14 protein-coding genes are annotated in these 21,855 nt (G+C 59.1%); 6 read left to right on the top strand and 8 right to left on the bottom strand.

Annotated elements, in window-relative coordinates:
- Positions 1-173 precede the first annotated feature (173 nt).
- Positions 174-1,277, top strand: coding sequence for a Gfo/Idh/MocA family protein (locus tag G547_RS0110455; RefSeq protein WP_027329817.1), 1,104 nt, complete (start codon positions 174-176; stop codon positions 1,275-1,277).
- 255 nt (positions 1,278-1,532) lie between these two features.
- Here the strand turns inward: G547_RS0110455 and G547_RS0110450 are convergent, their stop codons facing one another.
- From G547_RS0110450 to G547_RS0110430, 5 genes are all read right to left on the bottom strand, one after another.
- On the bottom strand, positions 1,533-5,171 hold the full coding sequence (locus G547_RS0110450) for a 3-keto-alpha-glucoside-1,2-lyase-like domain-containing protein (RefSeq protein WP_245573460.1): 3,639 nt from the start codon (positions 5,169-5,171) through the stop codon (positions 1,533-1,535).
- 281 nt (positions 5,172-5,452) lie between these two features.
- The gene (gene tsaC / locus G547_RS0110445) at positions 5,453-6,022 is read right to left on the bottom strand and encodes an L-threonylcarbamoyladenylate synthase type 1 TsaC (protein ID WP_027329815.1); all 570 of its coding nucleotides are present in this window, start codon (positions 6,020-6,022) and stop codon (positions 5,453-5,455) included.
- A 94-nt stretch (positions 6,023-6,116) separates the two neighbouring features.
- A complete protein-coding gene (locus G547_RS0110440; protein WP_027329814.1) occupies positions 6,117-6,584 on the bottom strand; it encodes a DUF6174 domain-containing protein in 468 nt (155 codons plus the stop codon).
- 113 nt (positions 6,585-6,697) lie between these two features.
- Complete coding sequence (gene dprA, locus G547_RS0110435) at positions 6,698-7,846, bottom strand: DNA-processing protein DprA (RefSeq protein WP_027329813.1); 1,149 nt, start codon at positions 7,844-7,846, stop codon at positions 6,698-6,700.
- Positions 7,847-7,971: 125 nt separating this feature from the next.
- Positions 7,972-9,006 (bottom strand): LysM peptidoglycan-binding domain-containing protein, encoded by a 1,035-nt coding sequence (locus G547_RS0110430; RefSeq protein ID WP_027329812.1) that lies wholly within the window; start codon positions 9,004-9,006, stop codon positions 7,972-7,974.
- 269 nt (positions 9,007-9,275) lie between these two features.
- Between G547_RS0110430 and def the strand changes: the two genes are divergently transcribed.
- The 5 genes from def to G547_RS0110405 are packed head-to-tail and all read left to right on the top strand — an operon-like array spanning position 9,276 to position 15,007.
- Positions 9,276-9,785, top strand: a complete 510-nt coding sequence (def, locus tag G547_RS0110425) for a peptide deformylase (protein WP_027329811.1) — start codon at positions 9,276-9,278, stop codon at positions 9,783-9,785.
- Between the two features lie 29 nt (positions 9,786-9,814).
- On the top strand, positions 9,815-10,801 hold the full coding sequence (gene fmt, locus G547_RS0110420; protein WP_036188017.1) for a methionyl-tRNA formyltransferase: 987 nt from the start codon (positions 9,815-9,817) through the stop codon (positions 10,799-10,801).
- Entirely contained in the window at positions 10,798-12,114 is a 1,317-nt protein-coding gene (rsmB, locus tag G547_RS0110415; RefSeq protein ID WP_027329809.1) for a 16S rRNA (cytosine(967)-C(5))-methyltransferase RsmB, read from the top strand. The genes fmt and rsmB overlap by 4 nt, the downstream gene beginning before the upstream one ends.
- A 45-nt stretch (positions 12,115-12,159) precedes the next feature.
- Positions 12,160-13,548 carry a Trk system potassium transporter TrkA gene (gene trkA, locus G547_RS0110410; protein ID WP_027329808.1) on the top strand — a complete coding sequence of 463 codons (1,389 nt, stop codon included), beginning with the start codon at positions 12,160-12,162 and terminating at the stop codon, positions 13,546-13,548.
- A gap of 13 nt (positions 13,549-13,561) precedes the next feature.
- Positions 13,562-15,007 (top strand): TrkH family potassium uptake protein, encoded by a 1,446-nt coding sequence (locus G547_RS0110405; protein ID WP_027329807.1) that lies wholly within the window; start codon positions 13,562-13,564, stop codon positions 15,005-15,007.
- A 44-nt stretch (positions 15,008-15,051) separates the two neighbouring features.
- Here the strand turns inward: G547_RS0110405 and G547_RS0110400 are convergent, their stop codons facing one another.
- The 3 genes from G547_RS0110400 to G547_RS0110390 all read right to left on the bottom strand — a co-directional run bounded on the left by G547_RS0110400 (position 15,052) and on the right by G547_RS0110390 (position 21,821).
- On the bottom strand, positions 15,052-16,176 hold the full coding sequence (locus G547_RS0110400) for a pectate lyase family protein (protein WP_027329806.1): 1,125 nt from the start codon (positions 16,174-16,176) through the stop codon (positions 15,052-15,054).
- 69 nt (positions 16,177-16,245) lie between these two features.
- The gene (locus G547_RS20945) at positions 16,246-18,747 is read right to left on the bottom strand and encodes a pectinesterase family protein (protein ID WP_051235224.1); all 2,502 of its coding nucleotides are present in this window, start codon (positions 18,745-18,747) and stop codon (positions 16,246-16,248) included.
- A 251-nt stretch (positions 18,748-18,998) separates the two neighbouring features.
- Positions 18,999-21,821 (bottom strand): insulinase family protein, encoded by a 2,823-nt coding sequence (locus tag G547_RS0110390; protein ID WP_027329805.1) that lies wholly within the window; start codon positions 21,819-21,821, stop codon positions 18,999-19,001.
- Positions 21,822-21,855 lie beyond the last annotated feature (34 nt).

The raw sequence follows: 21,855 nt of genomic DNA, 5'->3' as shown, positions 1-21,855 counted from the left end.
CTCGAATCGCGGGTCCCCCGCTCCACGGTCTTGAAAGGCTAGGCCCCGCTCCCGCCCTCAGTGCCACAACTGGACCTGCGTAGGGTTGGTAAGCTCGCGAAGCGAGCGCCACCTACCAAACCCAACGCCAATATGACCACCCAACACTGTTTCTCAACCCGGAGGCCCAAACCATGCCCACCCCACACTTCAACCGCCGTCGCTTTCTCCAGGCCATGGGCGCCTCCACCGCCCTACTCTCTTCCAGCTGGGCCTCTCATGCGTTCGGCAAACCGCCCCGCAAGATCGGGGTGGCGCTATTGGGGCTCGGGGGTTATTCCTCCGGCCAGCTGGCGCCGGGTTTGCAGTTGACGCAGTATTGCGAGTTGAGAGGCATTGTGACCGGAAGCCCGGAGAAGGTTCCGGTGTGGCAGGAGAAGTACGGCATCAAGGATGCCAATGTGTATAACTACGAGAATCTGCACACGATTGCGGATAACCCGGATATTGATGTGGTGTATGTGGTGACGCCGACGTCGTTGCATAAGAAGTTTTCGGTGATTGCGGCGAACGCCGGTAAGCATGTGTGGTGTGAAAAGCCGATGGCGATGGATGAGGCGGAGTGTCAGGAAATTATTGATGCCTGCACTAAGAATAAGGTGAAGTTGAGTATCGGCTACCGCATGCAGCATGAGCCGAATACCCAGACGGTGATGCGTTTTGCGAAGGAGAAGCCGTTTGGGGCGATTGAGAAGGTGGAGTCGATTGCGGCTTATTCCGGTGGGGAGAATCGCTCGCCGGATAATTGGCGGATGCAGAGGGAGATGGGCGGCGGTGCGCTCTACGATATGGGGGTTTATCCCATTAACGGGTCGCGTTATGCGATGGGGATTGAACCGGTGGCGGTGAGTGGCCGTCATGAGGTGACGCATCCGGAGGTGTTTACGCAGGTGGATTCAACCACGCATTTTCAGTTGGAGTTTCCTAACGGGGCCACGGCGGATTGCATGACGAGTTTTGTGAAGCCGGGGAATAAGTTGGATGTGACCTGTGAGGATGGTTGGTATTATTTGCGGCCGATGTCGAATTATACGGGTGTGCAGGGGAAGACGAGTGATGGGCGTTTGTTGAATAAGCCGATTGCGGATCAGCAGGCGCAGCAGATGGATGATGATGCGTTGGCGATTTTGCAGGATAAGCCGGTGATGGTGCCAGGCGAGGAGGGCCTGCGGGATATTCATATTGTGCAGTCGATTTTTAAATCGGCTTCGGAGAATGGAAAGCGGATTGAATTGTAGTTAGGTCATTGCATCACGTCCGGTGAGGTGTGGGGACCATCATTCCAAGACACGCCGTAAATACATCCCTGTAGGCTCGAATCGCGGGTCCCCCGCTCCACGGTCTTGGAATGATGGTCCCCACACCTCACCTCAGTGCCATCTTCACCGATGTTTACGTAGGTCATGGTAAGCGCGAAGCGCGCCACCTGACATAAGCAGCTAGCGGACGCGATTAGTTACGTATAATGAGGCCGCATCCGCCACCACCCAACGCTAACGCAACTTCCGCAGCTTAATATTCCGAAACCACACCGCGTCCCCATGATCCTGTAATACGATGTGCCCTTCCTGCGTCGCGGCGAAGGCGTCCCATTGGGCGAATTTGCTGTTGGCGATCAAGGTGTTCCATTCGTCTGAACCCATTTGGATGTCGACGAGTTTGTAGCCGTTGAGCCAGTGTTGGATGTGGCCGTCGTTGACGACCAAGCGGGTGCGGTTCCATTCGCCGACGGGGTTGACGGTGACGGGTGTGCCGGCGATGAGGTCGTAGAGGTCGCCCGCTCTGTGGGTATAAATTTCGCTGTCGGGATGGCCGATGTTGTCGAGCAGTTGGTATTCCGGGCCGCTCATGTAGGCGTGCTCGTGACCTTCGTCGACGCTGCAGAGGATGCCGCTGTTGCCGTTTTGGGAGAGTTTCCATTCGAGGTAGAGCTCGAAGTCTTTCACCGGGGCTTCGGTCAACACCAGGTCGCCGCCCTGTTCGGATTTCCACCCTTCACCGTCGCTGGCGTCGCGGCCCTGGAAGTGTAGGGTGCCGTTGTCGACGGTCCAACGTTTGCCCAGGGTCTGGGCGTTGTAGTTGCGCAGCCCTTCCAGGGTTTCACCGTTGAACAATCGTTGCCAGCCGTCCGCTTTTTCCATCTCGGTCAGTTCGTTGTGTTGGGGGGTGTGCCCTTCCAGCTTCACCGGTTTGTTCTCGGGGATGGCGTTCAACGTGTACCAGGCTTCGGTGCTCCACAGGCTGCTGTCGGTGGCGCTCACGAAGGGGTGTTTGATGCGGAAGTAGACCACGTGGTCCGGTTTGAGGCCGCCCAGTTTGAAGCGCACCTGGGTGCGGTCTTCAGACAGCGCGAAGCCTTCGATCGGGAGTTCTTCGAGGTCCTTTTTCGGGCCGCCGTATTCTTCGGTGGGCTCGTAGTACCACTGTTGAATCTGGAAGTCGTCCGGGCCGATGTGCTGGCCGGCTTTGATGGGTTGGGTGAACTCAGCAACAAAGCCGTCGGAGCGGGCGCTGACGCTGAGCATTTCGAACGCGGTTTCACCGTTGTAGACCAGGCGCTGCAGACCGTACCACTGTTTATCTTCGTCGGCCCAGTTGCCCGGGTTGCCCACGCCGCCGACGATCAGGGAGCCGTCCGGTGCCCAGTCCAGGCGGTTAACGCCGGCTTCCAGTCCCTGCATGAAGCGGAACACCGCGCCCTGCAGGCGGCCATTGATCCGCTCGGCGAATACCCGCTTGATACCGCCGTGGGTGACTTCGCCGTGAATCATCTGATTCTGGTAGGGGCCGACATTGAGCGGCGCCGGCTCACTCGGAGAGTTGCCGATTTCGTCCTGGGGCAGCCAGACCACCGGTTTGGTTTCGGTCAGGTCGGCGGTGCCTTCGTAATCCACGGAGCGGGAGCCGTACCAGGCACCCGGCGTGAGTTCGACGATTTTGCTGGCGGGTAGCCAGTCACCTTGGTTGTCGGCGATAAACAGCTGATCATCGATGCCATAACCGATGCCATTGGGTGTGCGCAGGCCGTGGGCGACGAAGGTTACCTTGCCGTCGGACGCGCGGATTTTGATGGCCTTGCCCCGGTCCGGTGCCTGGGGCTGGGCGCTGGCACCGCCGGCGAGAATGGCGGTGGCGAGGGCGCCGTAGAAGTGGCCGTCTTCGTATTCGAGCCCGAAGGCGAATTCGTGGAAGTTGTCGGTCACGGTCCAGTCGGCGGAAACGGTGCGGTAGACGTCGATCACCTCGTCGCCGTTCAGATCCCGCAGGTGGGTCAGCTCCTGTTTCTGGAGCACGTAGATTTCGCCGTCGACCACCTGAACGCCGAGTGGCTCAGCCAGGCCTCGGGCGATACGCTTGACCTCAATCTGATCCGGGTTTTCAGTGTAATTGCTTACGAGGTAAACGGAGCCTTCCGGGTCCCAGGTGGAGACCACCATGCGACCATCGGGCAGAAAATCGATGCCGCCCACCATGGGTTCAAACGCTTCGGGGCGGGCCTGGTGCAGATCGAACGCGGGGTGAATGCCGGCGACCTTGTGCTGATCTCCGGGAATGGTTTTGATCCGCTTCGGGTCGGTGACAACTGGCGTTACCGCCAGACGATCCTCCGGCTCAATGCGCAACATAGACTCAGGGAGAATTTCGAACTCGCCGGTTTCGGGGTTGCGCCACTGCAGCGACAGGGACGCGCCCGCACTGCTCTGGAAATAGAAGATATCCAGTGGGTAGAGCCCCGGTGACAAAGATACCTCGGCGTCCACCGGTTGGGGACCGTGGAAGCCCCAATTGTCGATCAGCGGTTCACCGTTCAGGTAAAGAAAGCCGCCGTCATCGCTCACCAGTCGCAGTTCGGTTTCCAGCGGTTTTTCAACCTGCAAGTGAGCTTTCACTTGCATGGCAAAGCGGGTATTGAGCGGGGCAAAGGCGGCTTTGGTCGGCAGATGGACGCGGGCCACTCGGGCGGCATCGACCGGGTCCGACGCGCGCATGGCATCGATATTGGGCTGGTCTCCGCTGTATTGATACAGGTAGAGCATCGCCCCACTGCCGGCCGCCATGGAGGGTTCCTCCACCACTTCGTAGGCCTCGGCGGGTTGGTCCAGCAACCAACGAGTTTCCTCGGCACCCTCTTCTTCCACTAAAGAGAAGATATAACCGACCATTTGCGCGGCATCGTCTTCGCTCAGATCGGGGTGGGGGCTCATGGGAACCTGGCCCCAATTACCCGCACCGCCCCGGATGATTTTGTCGGCAAGCTGCGCGACCACCTCCGGCGTATTCTCATAGCGTTGGGCAATATCGATATAGGCGGGGCCCACGGTTTGAGTCTCAGGGTTGTGACAGGCGGCGCAATCACTGTTGGCCACCAGCGCCTCTCCCGGGTGTTGGTCCGGGTCGACTTCCTCTTCCACTTCAATGGGTTCGGCATCGGTATAGGTGAGGGCCAGAGTCGAGGAGCCATTGCTCAGGGCCAATCCCCCCGCCTCGGTCCACTGGGCGGCACCCTCCAAGCTTTTTTCGTCGGGCCACACCTGGCCGGTCAGAGTCAGACCGGCGCCGTCGGGCAGGCCATGCACGAGAAACTCGCGACGCAGTGTCACCACATCGCCATTACGATTTGTTCGGGGCGTTTCCGAGACGTAGGCCGTCCAGTCGTCGCCTCGCACCTCGTACAGAAGCACGACCTGTTCGCCTTCAAAACGGTGGCCAGCGTAGCGCCAGTCGGCGCCCTGAACCTGCCACTCGGCATCAGGCTGGGTGACATACACGGCGCCTTTACTGGTGGGCTGAGGACCGTGGCGAGTATCGAACACCGCCCCTTTGAGGTCGACATCGCCACGCCACAGACGATAGAGGTTGCCGCTTTCGGTGTCATAGGCCACGCGAATGTCGCTGCCCATCTGCAGGGTGAGAATCCGGGCCCTGCCATCGAGGACCGAGCGGAACGCCGTCATCTCACCGGTCAGCACCTCGGCGCTGGCGGGTGTAACGGGAGCCGGCTCTTCGCCGCAGCCGGTCAGAACCCCCAGCGGCAATAGCACCCACGTAGTGATCCGACGAACCCGTCGGGTGACCCCCTTGAAACCGCAAAGGCCTCTCAACCTACCCATCACCCTCAGCGCATCAACCATAGCCTTCTCCACTTATTATTCGGGCTCAGCGCACACGACGCCACCAAACCGCTTCAACTCATTCATGAACGTTAGCACAAGAACCGTATTTTGCAATCGTTTGCAGACTGCTGTTTATTCCCTGAAGGCGAACAGGCATGGCCAATTCGCACCGACGAGTCATTGCCGGCAAACCAGGGAAGGTGCCTACGCTAGCAGAAAGGCTGGGCCTGCGCGGTTGAATACGTATGCAATAAGGACGGTCAAAAACTCGAGTAACCTGTGCCAGAACAGGAGACGAATTAACGCAAAACCTTTCCTGACACCAAGTCGCGGATTTGCGAGGGTTGAGCGCGCCCACCGACGCGTCCGGGGGTAATCTCGTCGAGATGGTCGCGGAAGTAGCGACGCACTTCCAGCGCGGTGCGCGCCTCAGGCTTGCCTGCGGGATTGGCGGAGGTAGAGACGATTGGGCCGCCGAAGGCTCGGCTCAAACCCGCCGCGAGCGGATGATCCGTGACCCGCAACGCCACCGTCTCAAACCGACCGCGAATCCACTCCGGCACCAGGTCCGCCGCCGGTACCAGCCAGGTCACCGGGCCGGGCCAGCTTTCCTGCAGGCGCTGACGTAGCCCCGAATCCAGCCGATCCACCAAGGGCGCGAAGTCGGAAATATCAGCCGCCAGCAGAATCAGCCCCTTCTGCCAGGGGCGCTGCTTGAGGGAGAGGATACGACCGACCGCTTCCGGGTTGTTAGGATCACACCCCAGACCCCAGACCGCTTCGGTGGGATACGCCACCACACCGCCACGGGCCATAACGCGCGCGGCCCGGCGAATACGGGGATTGAAGGAAACCGAGGAACTGGGCATAGGTATCACTCACAACGACCGACGTAGGGGCGCAAAATAACGGATACCGAAGAGCCCGACAATACCCGAAGGTTGTTGTCGGACAAAGCCACGTCTATTGAAGCGAGCTCGCATAATGAGTGATTTCTTCATCGACCATTTGTTCGTCTCGATCAATCGCTATGCGGGTGGGGTAGCCCAGAGTGGGGTCGTACTCAACGTCCAGGGAAAAGACCCTGTCATTGATGGCATCCTGAACAATATCGAACAGTTCGTTGGTGGTATAAAGTTGTTCGAGCTGCTTGTCGGAAAGGTAGGTGCCGTCCTCCTTGTAAAAGGCCTCGGTGACCTCCCCGCCCTGAACAGTGACGACGGTCTTTAGCAGATCGGGGCAATAACAGGAGCGGCGATACTCGTACTCATAACGACTGATATCCGCGTTTTCCCAACGACTGAGGTTCTGATTGAGTCGGGCCTGTTCTTCGGAGAGCACGATGGTCGGCGTGCCGTCTCCACCGCACCCTGAAAGTGACATCAGTGTGAGAGCGGCGCTCAGGGCGCCAAAAGTCCTGCGGTAGCTCATAGTGGTGTTTCCTTCTAGCCAACTAATTGCGAGGGACTTCTACTCTACGTCAAGCATCACCTTTCATGTTTTATAAAAACGTGAAACGCTGTAAAAATTGGTAGCCCTTTTTGTCAGGCGCCCACGCTCTGGTTGGCCAGAGTCGTCCGCTCAAACCCCGCCGCAGTTTCTGCCACGGCGCCTTTGAGTTGCAGGCTGATCAGGCAGGCGGAGAGTTCTCCCACGTCCATCTCGCTGTGGTCGGCAAGGCTGTCCAGGTCCATGGGGTCGTGACCGAGGGCTTGGAGTACGCGCTGCTCGCCGTTGGTCAGGTCCATCTCCGGTTGTTGGTCGGCCCCGGTCTCGAACAGGGACTCCTGGTAGCCCAGGTAGCCGCCGAGTTGCTCGACAATATCCCGCGCGGTTTCCACCAGAGTCGCTCCTTCGCGAATCAGGCGGTGACAGCCGCGGGCGAGCGGATTGTGGATGGAGCCGGGGATGGCAAACACTTCGCGGTTTTGCTGCAACGCATAGCGGGCGGTGATGAGTGAACCGCTTTTAAGGGCCGCTTCCACCACCAGAGTGCCGCCACTCAGACCGCTGATAATCCGGTTGCGCTGAGGGAAATTGGCCGGTTGAGGGCTGGTATTGATGGGAAACTCCGAGACCAGGGCGCCGCCATTGTCGAGTATCTGCTGAGCCAGTCGTTTATGGCGGGCGGGGTAGAGCCGATCAATACCGGTGCCCAATACGCCGATGGTGATGCCACTCGCATCCAATGCACCGTTGTGGGCATAGCCGTCCACGCCCAATGCCAGGCCACTGGTAATGGCAAACCCTCGCCCTGCCAGAAAGGCGGCGAATTGGCGGGCATTGTCGCGCCCGCCGGTCGAGGGATTACGGCTGCCCACCATGGCGATCTGGGGCATGCTCAGAGCGGTGACCGAGCCGCGCACGAACAGCAATGGCGGCGCCCGGCGGATTTCCTTGAGCAAAGGAGGATAGTCTTCGTCTTCCACACTGATCACGGAGACTTCCGGGTGCTCCATCAGCCAGTCCAGGTCTTTCTGGGCGCGCTGGTAAAGCCGGCTGGTTTTGGGAGCCTGTTGATATTCGAAGAGCGCGGAGAGGGCTTCGGGGTTGAGCCAGGGTTGGAGCATGTCCCGGGTCTGACGGAAAACGGCGGATGCATTTCCGAACCGTTCCAGCAATCGGGCCCGTCGGGCGGCGCCGGCGCCGGGGAGGTGTTGCAGTAAAAGATGAAAATAATGGTGTTTTTCCATAAACGCCTCGTTCGTCCTTAAATGCTGTAAAACACGTTACGTTGCTTAGGTTACAAACTGAAGGATCACAGAAGATCCTGTCACCGTCGTTCGGTGGAGATCACCACCGAACGACGGTGAGTTTATCAAGGATTGAGCAGCTTGTCGTTGACCGCCAGGGGCCGCTCGGCTTCCAGCACCAGCGCCAGGCTCATCTTCTCAAAGGTACGGAAGACCATGACCAGGCCCGCCCGCTCGTCGGGCAGGGTGACGCTCTCACCGGTGACCGGGTCACGGGTGGTTTCGCCGCGCTTGTAGACCGCCAGCACATTGCCCACCAGCAGGCCTTCGCGCTCGCCCTTGTTGACCATGATCACGTCGAGCTTGCCCACCTGGCTGACGCCGCCTTCCACCGCCATGATCAGCCCGTTGATTTCATCGTCCGGGGCGCTGGGGTAGAAGTTGGGTTCGATGGTGCGTTCTTCACTCGGTAGCAGACGGTCGCCCATGCGCAGCTCTTCGCGCGAGCGCAGCACCTGGACCTTGGTGATGTCCCCCTCAACCGTACCGGTATTGACGGTGCCGATGTTCATGGCGTGAGTACCGAGGTACTCGCCGGTGACGGGGTCCGTATAAGCCTCCTCCCGGCGATAGACGCCGTAGTTGGCGACATCTTCGTCGATGTCCCCGCGGGCGTAGGCATAGTCCCCTTCCGCAACAATCAGGCGCTTTTCAGGGCCCGCCAACATATAGGGGGCCGCTTCCAGCGCCTCATCGGTGACGATGCGACTGCGAGACAGGAAGGCATTGACGCGGTCCAGGGGAATAGTGCTGATAGCCTCGTCTTCGGGCAGTACGCGCACACTGGGGCTGAGTTTGGTGGTACCCGGCGCCAGCTTGACCGGCCGATCCATGGTCAGACGGGGCTCACCGTCGACGTACACCAGATAAATCACATCCCCCGGGTAGATCAGGTGAGGGTTTTCGATCTGCTGGTTAACGTGCCAGATTTCGGGCCAGAGCCAGGGGCTGTTCAGGAAGGTATTGGAGATATCCCAGAGGGTATCGCCTTTTTCCACAATGTACTCATCCGGGTGGTCGCTCCGGAAGGCGGCATCTTCCGCCCAGCTCCACACGGCGAGCAGCGGGGCCAGGAGTAGCCCCAGCATCAACTTTTTCATAGAAACCGATCCTGTATTGTTAGGCCCGGAGGTGCGTGCGACCTGTTTACCGCAATACAATGGCCGCCGCGTCACAAAGCGGCCATTGCATTAGGGTAAACAGGCCCTAACCGGTTATAATCCTGTCTCAGTGCTAACAGCGAGCGCGACCAATGCCCCCAAGGGATTGGAAATAGAGCGCTAAGCCCCAAGCATAGCAAGTAAACGCTGTGTGATCATCATGTTAGCAACGGTTTTTCTTCTTTTACTAGAGGTTTGTCACAAAGATTATGGCGAAACTCGAGATTCTGGAATTCCCCGATCCCCGCCTCAGGACTGTCGCCAAGCCTGTCGCCGAGGTCGACGAGCGAATTCGCCAGCTCGTGGATGATATGTTCGAGACCATGTATGCCGCGCCCGGCGTGGGCCTGGCGGCCACTCAGGTGAATGTGCACGAGCGCATCGTGGTGATCGACGTCAGCGACGATCAGAGCGAGCCGATGGTGTTCATTAACCCGGAAGTGACCGTGCTGGACGAAGAGACCCTGCGCCCCTACGACGAAGGCTGTCTGTCCGTACCCGGCTTCTACGAAACCGTGGAGCGGCCCGAAAACGTGCGCGTTGAGGCCCTCGGACGGGACGGCAAGCCCTTCACTCTGGAGCCCGACGGCCTGTTGGCCGTGTGTATTCAGCACGAGCTGGACCACCTGAACGGCAAGCTGTTCGTGGATTACATCTCCCCGATGAAGCGCTCGCGCATTCGCAAGAAGCTGGAAAAACAACACCGATTGCAGGCCTGAACCCGGGCCCGCCCAGACAGACGGATACCATGCCGCACCCCGATTCCCGCAAACGCCTGCGAATAGTCTTCGCGGGCACGCCCAATTTTGCCGCCCATCACCTGAAAGCCCTGTTGGCCAGTGATCACCAGTTGGTGGGCGTTTACACACAGCCCGACCGGCCCGCTGGTCGGGGCAAGAAATTGCAAGCCAGCCCGGTCAAGCAGCTGGCCCTGGACGCCGGCTTGCCTGTGTATCAGCCAGACAGTCTCAAGTCCGAAGCGGCGCAAGCCGAGCTGGCGACGCTCGACGCCGATTTGATGGTGGTGGTGGCCTATGGCCTGCTGCTACCCAAGGCCGTTCTGGACACCCCCAGGCTGGGCTGTATCAACGTGCATGCGTCACTGCTACCTCGCTGGCGCGGCGCGGCGCCCATTCAACGAGCCATCGAAGCCGGCGACACCGAATCCGGCGTGACCATCATGCAGATGGATGTGGGGCTGGATACCGGGGCTATGCTGGTCAAGGCCCGCTGCCCGATTGAGGCGACCGACACGGCCGGTGACCTGCACGACCGCCTGATCGAGCTGGGTGGTCCCGCCCTGCTGGAAGCGGTGACGCAGCTCGCCACCGGCACCGCCCAACCGGAGCCGCAGGACGACAACCTGAGCAATTACGCCCCCAAGATCACCAAGGCCGAAGCGGCCCTGGACTGGCAGCGGCCCGCGACCGAGCTTGAGAGACAGGTTCGAGCTTTCACACCGTTTCCGATTTGCCACACCCGACTGAATGATCAGAAAGACCCGATTCGGGTTTGGCAGGCAAGCACCCTCCCCCACCGCAACGACCAGACTCCGGGTGAGGTGGCTGAGGTCACCAAAGACGCCGTGGTGGTCGCCTGCGGCGAAGGCGCTCTGGCCCTGAAAAAGCTGCAGTTACCCGGCAAAAAAGCCATGCCGGTGGCGGACCTGCTGCGTGGCCGCGCCGATCTATTCCAGGTGGGTGATCGCTTTACCTTGCCGGAGCCCCAAGCGTGAAGGTTCGCACAGCGGCCGCGAAGCTGTTGGCGGATTTGCTGCGCGACCGAGGTTCGCTTGCCAGCCTGCTATCGGATTATCAGGGCCGAATTCCCGAGCGGGACGGTCCGCTGCTGCAGGAGCTGAGCTACGGCACCAGCCGCTGGTACCCCCGTCTGAACGCCTACCTCGGTGTTTTGTTGGACAAACCCCTGAAGACCAAAGACAGCGATGTCCAGGCGCTACTGTTGCTCGGCCTTTACCAGCTGCTGTTTACCCGCATTCCCGATCACGCCGCCATCGGCGCCACGGTGGAGTCGGCCCGCGAGCTGAAAAAACCCTGGGCGAAAGGACTGATCAACGGCGTCTTGCGCCGCTTTCAACGCGAGAAGGAGTCGCTGGAGGCCCAATTGGCCGATGATCCCGAGTTTGCGAGCGCTCACCCCGAATGGTTGCTGGCACGGCTGAAAAAACACTGGCCCGAGCAGTATGAGGCCATTATCGAGGCCAACAACGCCCACCCGCCCCTGACCATGCGGATCAACCCGGCCCATCAACAGCCGGAAGAGTACCTCGCGACTTTGCACGAGCACGGGATTCAAGCACGCCCCACACCCTTCAGCAGTGTCGGCTTTACCATCGAGACCCCCTGTGATGTCACAACACTGCCGCTGTTTGAAGCCGGTGGCGTGAGCGTGCAGGACGAGGCGGCCCAACTGAGCGCCCGGCTGCTGGAGCTTGCGCCGGGGCAACGGGTACTGGATGCCTGCGCCGCCCCCGGCGGGAAAACCGGACACATACTGGAGACCGAGCCCGGCCTGAAACAGGTCATCGCGCTGGACAGTGAAGCCCGCCGCCTCGACCGGGTGCGGGAGAACCTCGCGCGCCTGGGCCTTTCCGCCGACGTGGTCTGCGGTGACGGTACCCGCCCGTCCGACTGGTGGGACGGCGAGCCCTTCGACCGGATTCTGCTCGATGCGCCCTGCTCCGCCACCGGTATTCTGCGCCGCCAACCGGACATCAAGCTGCTGCGTTCGGCGGCTGACATTGAGCGCCTGAGTGAATTGCAAGGGCGCCTACTTGACGCTTTGTGGTCGACGTTGGCCCCCGGCGGCGTGTTGGTCTACGCCACCTGCTCGGTGTTGCCGGAAGAAAACACCCAGGTGGTGGAAGCATTTTTGCAGCGGGAGGCGAGCGCCCGCAACGATACCCTCGATGCCGACTGGGGCTTGCCTCAGCCCTGTGGCCGACAGTTGTTACCGCAGTTGGGCGGCCACGACGGCTTTTACTACGCGCGACTGCGTAAGATCGGGAAGAAAAATCCCGACAATTGAGGCAGAATACCGCTTTGCAGTCGCACAGCCTGAAATAGCGAGCCTATGAAAATCATTATTCTCGGCGCCGGACAAGTGGGCGGCAGCCTGGCCGAACATTTGGCCAGCGAAGCGAACGACATCACTGTGATCGACACCGACGAAGTGCGCCTGCGCGAGCTGCGTGATCGCATCGATATCGGCGTGGTCACCGGCGAGGGCTCCCACCCGGACATACTGGTACAGGCCGGCATCGAGGACGCGGACTTGCTGGTGGCGGTGACCAGCAACGATGAAATCAACATGGTCGCCTGCCAGGTCGCTCACAGTCTGTTCCGGACCCCCACCAAAATCGCGCGAGTACGTTCCAACGCCTACCTGACCTACGACAAGCTCTTCACCGACAGCGCCATTCCGGTCGACGTACTGATCAGCCCGGAACAGCTAGTGTCCGACTATATCTATCGGCTGATTGAACAACCCGGTGCACTACAGGTACTGGATTTTGCCCAGGGCAAGGCGCAGCTGGTGGCGGTAAAGGCCTATCACGGCGGGCCGCTGGTGGGCCAGGAGCTGCGCTTTCTGCGCCAGCACATGCCCAACGTCGATACCCGTGTGGCGGCCATCTACCGGCGCAACCGCGCCATCATGCCCCACGGTTCCACCGTGATCGAGGCGGACGATGAAGTGTTTTTCATCGCCGCGAAGAATGACATTCGCGCAGTCATGAGCGAGTTGCGCCGCCTGGAAACGGCCTACAAGCGCATCATTATTGCCGGCGGTGGCAATATCGGCCTGCGCCTGGCCAAGAAACTCGAAGGCAAATACAACGTGCGGGTGCTCGAGCACAATAAGCATCGCTGCGGGCAGTTGTCCGAGCAGCTCGAGCGCAGCATCGTCCTCCAGGGCAATGCCTCGGACCAGGACCTGCTGCTGGAGGAGAACATTGAGGACACCGACGTCTTCCTCGCGCTGACCAATGACGATGAAGCCAACATCATGTCTTCAATGCTCGCCAAGCGCCTGGGCGCACGCAAGGTGATGGCGCTGATCAACAACCCGGCCTATGTGGATCTGGTCCAGGGCGGTGAGATCGATATCGCGATCTCCCCCCAGACCACGACCATCGGCAGCCTGCTCACCCACGTGCGCCGGGGGGATATGGTCAACGTCCACTCCCTGCGCCGCGGCGCCGCCGAGGCCATCGAGCTGATCGCCCACGGGGACCAGAGCTCCTCCAAAGTCGTCGGACGGGCACTGGAGGATATCGACCTGCCCGAAGGCGCCAACATCGGGGCCATCGTGCGGGAAAAGGATGAGAACACCAGCGAGGTACTGATCGCTCACGACCACCTGGTAGTGGAGCCGGGCGATCACGTGATCGTTTTCCTGCTCAAGAAACAGCACATTCGCGATCTGGAGAAACTCTTCCAGGTAGGCTTCACCTTCTTCTAGCTCCGGGACGCTTATGCAGTTTGCCACTATTGCACGGGTACTGGGCGTACTGCTGATGCTGTTCAGCCTGACGCTGCTGGTGCCCATCAGCGTCTCGCTCTGGTTTCACGATCAAAATTACCTGACTTTTCTGATCGGGTTCGTGCTGACCTTCGGCGCCGGCGTCGGCATCTGGTTTCCGGTGCGCGGGCGCCGGCACGACTTGCGCACGCGGGACGGCTTCCTGATTACCGCCCTCTTCTGGTTCGTACTGGGGCTGTTCGGGGCCCTGCCGCTGTATTTCTCCATGGGGCTGAACCTGTCGGTGACCGATGCGATTTTCGAATCGCTCTCCGGGCTGACCACCACCGGGGCGACGGTCATCAGTGGGCTGGATCAGTTGCCCCCGTCAATTCTGTATTACCGTCACCAACTCCAATGGCTCGGCGGCATCGGGATTATTGTGATCGCCGTGGCCATTCTGCCGCTGCTGGGTATCGGGGGGATGCAGCTTTACCGCGCCGAAGCCCCGGGACCGGTAAAGGACAACAAACTCACGCCCCGCATTACCGAAACCGCCAAAGCGCTGTTCCTGCTGTACGTGATGTTCACTGTCACCTGTTTCGCCGCTTATAAGCTCGCGGGGATGAACTGGTTTGAAGCGCTCGGGCACAGCTTTTCGACCGTTGCCAACGGTGGCTTTTCCAGCCATGACCAAAGCCTTCGCTACTATGACAGCTCCTCTATTCTGCTGATCTGTAGTGTGTTCATGTTGATCGCCGGTGCCAACTTCGCCCTGCACTTTGTCGCCTGGCAGGAAAAGAGCCTGCGCCACTACCTGGCGGATGCGGAGTTCCGCTTCTATTCGGGCTGGGTAATCTTCGGCACCATCGTTACCGTCAGTGTGCTCTATTTCACCCGGGAATACGGCATCACGGACAGTCTGGTATTGGGCTTCTACAACCTGGCCTCGACATTGACCACGGCGGGCTTCGCCTCGGACTTCAATTACTGGCCCTCTTTCCTACCCTATATGCTGTTTATTCTCGCTTTTCTGGGTGGGTGTGCCAGCTCCACCGGCGGCGGTATGAAGATGATTCGTGTACTGCTGCTTTATAAACAGGGCGTGCGGGAAATCAATCGGCTGATTCACCCCAATGCCATCATTCCCGTCAAGATTGGCAAAATCACCGTGCCGGATCGAGTGATTGAAGCGGTATGGGGCTTTTTTGCCATGTACGTGGTGATGTACATCGCCATGTTTCTGATGCTGCTGATGACCGGTCTCGATCTGGAAACCTCCTTTTCCGCCGTCGGTGCCTGCATTACCAACCTGGGTCCGGGCATGGGCAATGTAGCGAGCAACTACGGCTCCATCAGCGACCCCGCCAAGTGGATTCTGACCTTTGCCATGCTGTTGGGCCGCCTCGAGGTGTTCACCTTGTTGGTGTTGTTCAGCCCCATGTTCTGGCGGCGCTGAAAGGTGCGCCGGGCTCGCCTTGAGCGCGAGCCCCGGCGTTCGAGCTACAGGCAGTCGGTGATAACACCGGCGCCTGCATTGTTCAATACATGCGCCTTGGTATCTTCCGCGGACAGTTTGTCGTAGTCGTAGGCGGGCGTATAGCTGACGGTTGACTCAGGGTTAGGGCCGGCGGTCACACCATCACCCTCCGTCCAGGTAACGTCGATAAACAGGTTGTCTTCCAGATCCCAGTAACCAACCTCCTCGCTGTAAAATGCCACAATGGGATTTTGCACATCCTCGAAGACATTGCCTTCAATTCTTATGGTCGCCCCCATTCGTGAATTAATGGCGGTACTCAATACGGTTTGATAATAGTTATTGAAGATGTGCGCCTGGCCAAAACGGAACAGTGGCAAACGGGAATTTACGTTGCTCCAATGGTTACCGTAAAAGGTAATACGGCGTTCGAAATTATCCGAGTCGCTACTACCCCATAGGGAGGTTTTCCAGCTGTCTCTCAGAATGTTGTAGGAGATAGTGACATTGTCCACGGATCTTTTGCCACTGACCAATTCATCGTAAAAGTCCTTTTCCGAATCCAGACTGTTATAGAAAGTGTTGTGATCAATCCAGATGTGCGTGGCCGGCCCTTCCAGACTGATGTGGTCTTTGTCGCCTATGTTGACATAACGCATGGTGACATTGCGAATAATGACGTTGTGCGCACGAGTGATTTTAATGCCGATGCCATCGAACAAGGCCCTGTCTTCCACACCAATAATAGACACATCGTTCATATCTTTTATATTGAACTTACCATCTGATACACCGTCCGGCGTAATCGTACCGTCCACATAAATGGTGAGCGGTTCGCTGCCTTTATTCGACAACGCGGCTACCAGTTCCTGGCCCGAGGTAACCGTCACTTCGGTTCCCCCGGCGCCGCCCGTGGTGCCGTCTCCCATGGCGGCAAAGCCCTGAATGCGGTTAGCGTTCTCGCAGCTCAAGATCCCCGTGGTAGGCTCAGAGCCGGCGCTGCTCTGTGACGAGCCGCTGCTTTCGGAGCTGGACGCCTCACTGCTGGACAAGCTGGAGGATGAATTGTCTCCACCGGAAGAAGAGCCGCCGCAGGCGGTCAGAACCGCACTCATGGCGGTCACCAATGCTAGTTTATTCAAAGTCATGGTTCATTACTCTCGTTCTGATAGTGCGTTTTTATGAAATAGGCGGGGCCAGAAATGACCCCACTTGCCTTACGGCATAGGCTCCCAGCCTTCGGTGCCGAAATCTTCAAAGATCTGCGCCCGGGTCGACAGCTCGGCATTCATTTCACTGTCATTCAGGATATACACGCTGTCGTGGCGAGCGGACAGATCGATGGGCTGGCCTTCCACGGTGATGCTGCCGTACTCGCGCCAGCCCATGGTGGCGGTGGCCGGGTCCGGATTGGGCGCGGGCTGATCGTTGATGCCCTCACCGGCCCAACCGATATCAGCGATGTGATCGCCCATTTCACAGTTAATAAAGGCGATGGTGTCGTAGTAGCTTTCACTGCCTCCGCTGCGCGCCAGGTAGGTGGAGCCGTCTGCGACGGTATTACCCGCCGGGCCCGGGCCATTGGTCAGACGACTGTTGAGGAAAACAAAACCTTTGCCACTCTCCCCAGCGCGCGCCTGTAGCACATAACCTCCGCCACTGCCGCCTCGGCTGTCGCCGATGGTGCGAATTTCACTCTCTTCAAACAGAGCGGCCTGTGGATACCCCCAGATAAAATCGACGTTGCCGGCCACCAGTGTTTGGTAGAACCAGCTGTAGCCTTTGATCAGTAAAGTGTCTTGCTCGCTATAGAATGCCGCGTTCTTGGCCACCAGGCGGCCGTCGTCGCTATTGAAGTAGAGGGTCTCCGCCTGCGCACCGTCCGGATCGGACCTCAGAATGGTGTTGCGCAAGGTAAGATTTTCCAACGTCAGCATGTCGGCACTTTCGACCAGAAAGACATTGCGGTTGCTGGTGCCACCGTTGATTGCATCGGAATTGCGGTATTGCAGTACAGTGCCGTCTCGGCTCTCGCCACTGAGCGTCACATTGTTTTTGTTACGCAGATACAAAGGCTGGTGATAGACCCCGTTCATGATGCTGATGGTGGTGGCGTCGTCTTTGGCCAGGTATTCCATGACGTGATTGAGGGCACCTTGCACCGTGCGGAAATCGGCGGCGCCATCATCGTCCACAGTGAAGTTCGGCCCCTCGGGGAGAGTGGCCCGGGTAGTAAAGGTCCATTGCGCGGCTTTACCCAAGCCGACAAAGTTGGCGCCACCGAGCTGGGCATCATTCAGGACGCCATCGCCAATGGCCACATAGTATTCGGTGCCCGGTTCGAGAACACCGGTGTGCAGGGAAGCCGTAACGGTGTCGCCCTTCACAAAGAAGGGCTGAACGTTCATCTCGCGCCGTCGGTCCTGCCCTTCGTAACCGAGCTGGTCGGTTTCATCGGACAGACGCACGGTATCCACCAGGGTGTCGTCGTCCGCACGGAATATGCGCAGTGAACCCACCTCGCCCAACGTCGGTTCGCTGTTAAACTGCAGGCGCAGTGGCGTATCCAAGGGCACATCGGTGGCACCCGGGACGGGCATGGTCCGATCGCTCAGAGCGCTGTAGGTTGCCTCAGGCTGGATGAAGGCGGGCGCGACTTCGGCGCTGATGGTGCGCATCACGCTGGGGTCGGAGCCGCTGGTAAAAGTGATCTGCGCCGTGCCCTCCGCTACCGGGGTCAAACTTACGGTGGTGCCCTCCACCGCCACACTGACCACCGCGGCGTTGCTGGAGGTAACGGTAAAGGTGTCCGCGGTTTCTCCATCATTCTGCCTGGCGGTGACTTCTATGACGTAATTCGGGTCACCCGCTTCGGCCGACCAACTGATTTCCGAGGGGACAAAGGTCAACTGCACAGGTTTGATCACCGGGTCGCCGACTTTCAAATCATCCAGCTCGAAGGACTTGTTGTAGGTATAGAGGCCGATCCGCCCCTTGTCGGTAAAGGCAGTATCGGTAGTGGTGCCGATTTTCTCACCATCGAGGTAAACGGTCAGCTCCGGGCCAATCAACTCAAAGCGAACGGTGTACCACTGCCCGTCAAGCTCATCGCGTGCACCCTGAACAATGGGGCGGCCCATCTGAACCGGACGGTCAATGGTGCCATCTTCCATCACCGCCACTTCCACTTTGGTGCTGGTCAGAGCGTTTTGCACGTTCAGTCCGCCACCGTACCAATCATCCTTGTCCTGATAGCGGGCGAGCAAAAACAGAAACTTGTTGCTGGTGGTGCTGTTTTCCCGGGGCCGTATTCGCGCTTCTACGAAGTAATCCGCACCGGGGATTTCGGCCATGGCCTCCTCGGTCAGCAGCGCCAGCACCCCGCCTTGATTGTTGGCCGTAAACTGCAGCACCTGATTTCCCCCGTCGGTCACGACGGCAAAGCTGCCGTCCGGCCCGTCGACGTTGGCGGGTTCCGACAGAATTTCCCACAGTGCGGTATCGCCCCTGGAGAAGTCATCACACAGGTAGAGGGTTTCATCGCACGGGCTGGCTGGCTCGGAAGAGGAGGCGCTGCTGTCGGAAGAGACACTGGTTTCGGAAGAAACGCTTTGGCTTGAAGAGGAAGAAGCATTTGTGTCGCCGTCGGATGAGGAGCTGCCACAGGCGGACAACAGCCCCGCCACCATCCCGGCAACGATCAGGCGGTAGATTGTCATGGTTGATTCTCTCTGTTGGTTGGCCCCCGGATCATTGCCCGGTGAGTCCTTATTATTGGCTATCGTTATTGGGCAGCCGGGAATACGTGCCCGACCACGTTCTGAATATGGAAGCTTGCAGACGGGGCGTCAAGGGGCCTTTATGAGGGTCTGAAGGCCAATGTAACCGATAATCACCACGAATTTGTGGTTCATCAGGTCACACTGGCCGTCAAAGGAAGAGAGCGAATTAATTCAGGTGTAACCGGTTTCTAGTCGTCAATGTCGGCAAATCCCGCCTCGGTAAATCCCGTACCTTTGGCCTGCAGCGTAATGAGCCCGCTGTGGTCACCCAACACCCACTGCTCGAACGCCCGTTTGATCTGTTCCGGCGTGACCATTTTCAAGGCCTCCACGAGGCGTTCCCGGGTGTCGAAGTCGGTGTTGTTGCGATAGAAGTCACCCCGATATCGACTCGCTTCCTGAGCAAAATCATTCGGCGGTTGAGTCAGTTGGGCCACCAGGGACTCGCGCAGGGGATTGAGCTGGGCATCATCCAGCTCGGACAGCGTCGCCTCATAATCCGTCAAGAACCGTTCGACTCGTTCCTGAATGGCGGGCAGTGTTTTTTCCGAACTCTGGACCAGCAGCACCAGCGCCGGCTGCTCCCCAAGGCGGGTCACCCCGGCGTTGACCACATAACCCCACTGCTCTTCGGTACGCAATTGGGTGTACATGGGGTTATTGATCAACATGTTGAGCAGTAACAGGCGGGCGAAGGGCTCCATCTTCGAGCCCGGCGCCACATAGGCGCGCATCCAACCCACATCGTTGTGCTCTACCGTGCGCTCAATGTTCCAATGTTCGTCCGGTTCGGGCGTTTCAGTTTCGGTGATATACAAGGGCCCGGGGTGGCGGTCCGGACCCAAGGCCTGTTCTGCATTTCGGGCCATGGCGCGAACCTGCTCCGGTCGATAGTGGCCATAGGCATACAAGCGTAGGGTGACCTGATCCCGCCACTGGCGGTAATAGGCCCTCAGATCTTCGGGCGTAATCTGTTTGCTGGCTTCCAGGATGGCGGACACATCCCATTCGAAGCGCTGGGTGCGACGGTCGAGCCAGCGGTACAGCTGGTGCATCGGGGCATCGGTGTCTTCACCGCTCAGCCACTCCTGCAGGCGGTTTCGCTGACGCTCGAACTCGGCGTCGGTAAAGCTCAGGTGAGCCACGTCACCCATCAGTTCATTCACCAACTCTTCGTGGTTCCCCACGGGCCCGTGCAAGGTCAGGTTTTGCATGTTGCTCTCGGAACGGTCAAAGCCGATGTCGATGCCGGCCCTTCCGGCCCGATCTGCCAGGCTCATGTTCTGCTCGCCCAACAGACCATTCATGATCGCGCCCAGCGCGAAGTGCTTTGCGTTCTCAACCCCCAGGTCCGTGTTCCAGACAAAGTGCAGGTAGCCTTTTCCATCCCGGTGATACTCGGCATGCCGGAACCAGACGTCCAGCCCCGGCTCGGCAATCAATTGGGTAAATGACTGTACCGAGTGTTCAATGGCCTCGGCATCGCCACCGCTGGCCAGAGTATTGGCGGGCGGCAGATTCAATTCGATGTTTTGAGCCATGGACTGCCAGCGTGCCAAAGTTTCCGGCTCAATGTCAGCCACGGCGTAACGGCCGTCATAGTATGGAATGTCGGTATCCACCGGCTCGCTCTGGCTGACTTGCCAGACACGCAACCGCTCGGGCCGCAACTGTTCGAGCACAGCGTTGATCGCCGCCGGATCAAAGGCTTCAAAATACGCGTTGGCCGAGTTTACGTAGGCCGGGGGCAGTTCGTGCATCAGGGCGCTGATGTGGACCGCCTGCTGCATCGGCTGGGGTGGAGACTGTTCATTGAAGGTTCTCTGTGCCAGGGTCCGGTACTCGTCGTAATAACGCTGCTTTACCCCTTTCTGGCGCACTTGTTCAATGTAGGCAAGGGTGGCGGCAATCACTTGGTCCCGCTGCGCCATCCCCTGTTCGGTGGCATCGACGAAAATTCGGACAAAACCGTCCCGACCAAAGAAGTCAGATTGAATACCCGCTCCCATGCTGTTGGCGAGGTTTTGCTCGCGCAGATAGTGCCCCAGAGTACCCGGCTCTTCAGAGCTTAAAATATTGCTCAAGTAGGCGTTGGGTTTCACTCGCCACTGATCGCTGTTGTCCTCAATGGGAAATTCCAGAATCAGCTGCTTCAGATCTTTTTGGGGGCGGTAGTAAATGTGCTTGCCCCAGGCACTGGGCGGGAGGCCGGGTTGGGTGATTTCGGCGGAGGGAGCCTCCTCCTCCGGCAGGGCCGCGAAGTGCTCTCGCACCAGCGCTTCCTGCTCGGCAAGGGGTCGCTGGCTCACCAGCGTCAGGGTCATCAGTTCCGCGACGTAGTAGCGCTGGTAAAAATCCAGCATCGCTTCGTACAGACCGCTGTCCTCGCCACCGGGGAGGGTCTCCCGGTTGCCCACGCTCAGCCGCGCCGCCGGGTGTTCCGGGTTGCCGGTCAGGCCCAGCAGCTGGAACATGATCCGAGGGTCCTGGCTCTTGCCCATGGACCACTCGTTGTGCACCGCGGTGCGCTCCTTGTCACTGTATTCCCGATCAAACAACGGCGCCTTGAAGTAGTCGCTGAACCGGTCCAGCGAAGAATCGAGCAGCTCGTTAGGCGTTTGAAAATAATAATTGGTGTGGTCACTACTGGTATAAGCGTTGGCAAAGCCGGCATTTTCTTCCAGGTACTTTTGCAACGCATTGGGCTCGGGATAATCCTCAGTGCCCAAGAACAGCATATGTTCGAGGTAGTGGGCCAACCCCGGGAACTGCTGCGGATTGTGAAAACTGCCGACTCCGACCGCCAGGGCCACGGCGGTCATTTCCGTCTCGGGGGCGTGCACCAGCATGACTTTCAGGCCATTATCAAGCTGCAGGTAACGGTACTCGCGCGGGTCATTCTGGCTTTTTGCCACCTCTACAGGCACCTGATGGGCACAGGCCACCAACAATGATGTCAGAAGCGCGAAGAAGACGGTGAACGCGGGGGATTTCAAGGAAAAACGATGCATGCGGAGTCCTTTTTGCCGATAGACGATTCATGGT

Origin of the sequence: Marinimicrobium agarilyticum DSM 16975 (assembly GCF_000423345.1) — a bacterium.
In the GTDB taxonomy this organism is placed as follows: Bacteria; Pseudomonadota; Gammaproteobacteria; order Pseudomonadales; family Cellvibrionaceae; genus Marinimicrobium; species Marinimicrobium agarilyticum.
This window is presented reverse-complemented; position numbering and strand designations above follow the sequence as displayed.

Excerpts from the sequence above, each read along its gene's own strand:
- G547_RS0110390 (WP_027329805.1), bottom strand. The coding sequence starts at position 21,821 with ATGCATCGTTTTTCCTTGAAATCCCCCGCGTTCACCGTCTTCTTCGCG.
- trkA (WP_027329808.1), top strand. The coding sequence starts at position 12,160 with ATGAAAATCATTATTCTCGGCGCCGGACAAGTGGGCGGCAGCCTGGCC.
- G547_RS0110430 (WP_027329812.1), bottom strand. The coding sequence starts at position 9,006 with ATGAAAAAGTTGATGCTGGGGCTACTCCTGGCCCCGCTGCTCGCCGTG.
- tsaC (WP_027329815.1), bottom strand. The coding sequence starts at position 6,022 with ATGCCCAGTTCCTCGGTTTCCTTCAATCCCCGTATTCGCCGGGCCGCG.
- G547_RS0110455 (WP_027329817.1), top strand. The coding sequence starts at position 174 with ATGCCCACCCCACACTTCAACCGCCGTCGCTTTCTCCAGGCCATGGGC.
- def (WP_027329811.1), top strand. The coding sequence starts at position 9,276 with ATGGCGAAACTCGAGATTCTGGAATTCCCCGATCCCCGCCTCAGGACT.
- G547_RS20945 (WP_051235224.1), bottom strand. The coding sequence starts at position 18,747 with ATGACAATCTACCGCCTGATCGTTGCCGGGATGGTGGCGGGGCTGTTG.
- fmt (WP_036188017.1), top strand. The coding sequence starts at position 9,815 with ATGCCGCACCCCGATTCCCGCAAACGCCTGCGAATAGTCTTCGCGGGC.
- G547_RS0110450 (WP_245573460.1), bottom strand. The coding sequence starts at position 5,171 with ATGGTTGATGCGCTGAGGGTGATGGGTAGGTTGAGAGGCCTTTGCGGT.
- dprA (WP_027329813.1), bottom strand. The coding sequence starts at position 7,846 with ATGGAAAAACACCATTATTTTCATCTTTTACTGCAACACCTCCCCGGC.
- G547_RS0110400 (WP_027329806.1), bottom strand. The coding sequence starts at position 16,176 with ATGACTTTGAATAAACTAGCATTGGTGACCGCCATGAGTGCGGTTCTG.
- G547_RS0110405 (WP_027329807.1), top strand. The coding sequence starts at position 13,562 with ATGCAGTTTGCCACTATTGCACGGGTACTGGGCGTACTGCTGATGCTG.
- G547_RS0110440 (WP_027329814.1), bottom strand. The coding sequence starts at position 6,584 with ATGAGCTACCGCAGGACTTTTGGCGCCCTGAGCGCCGCTCTCACACTG.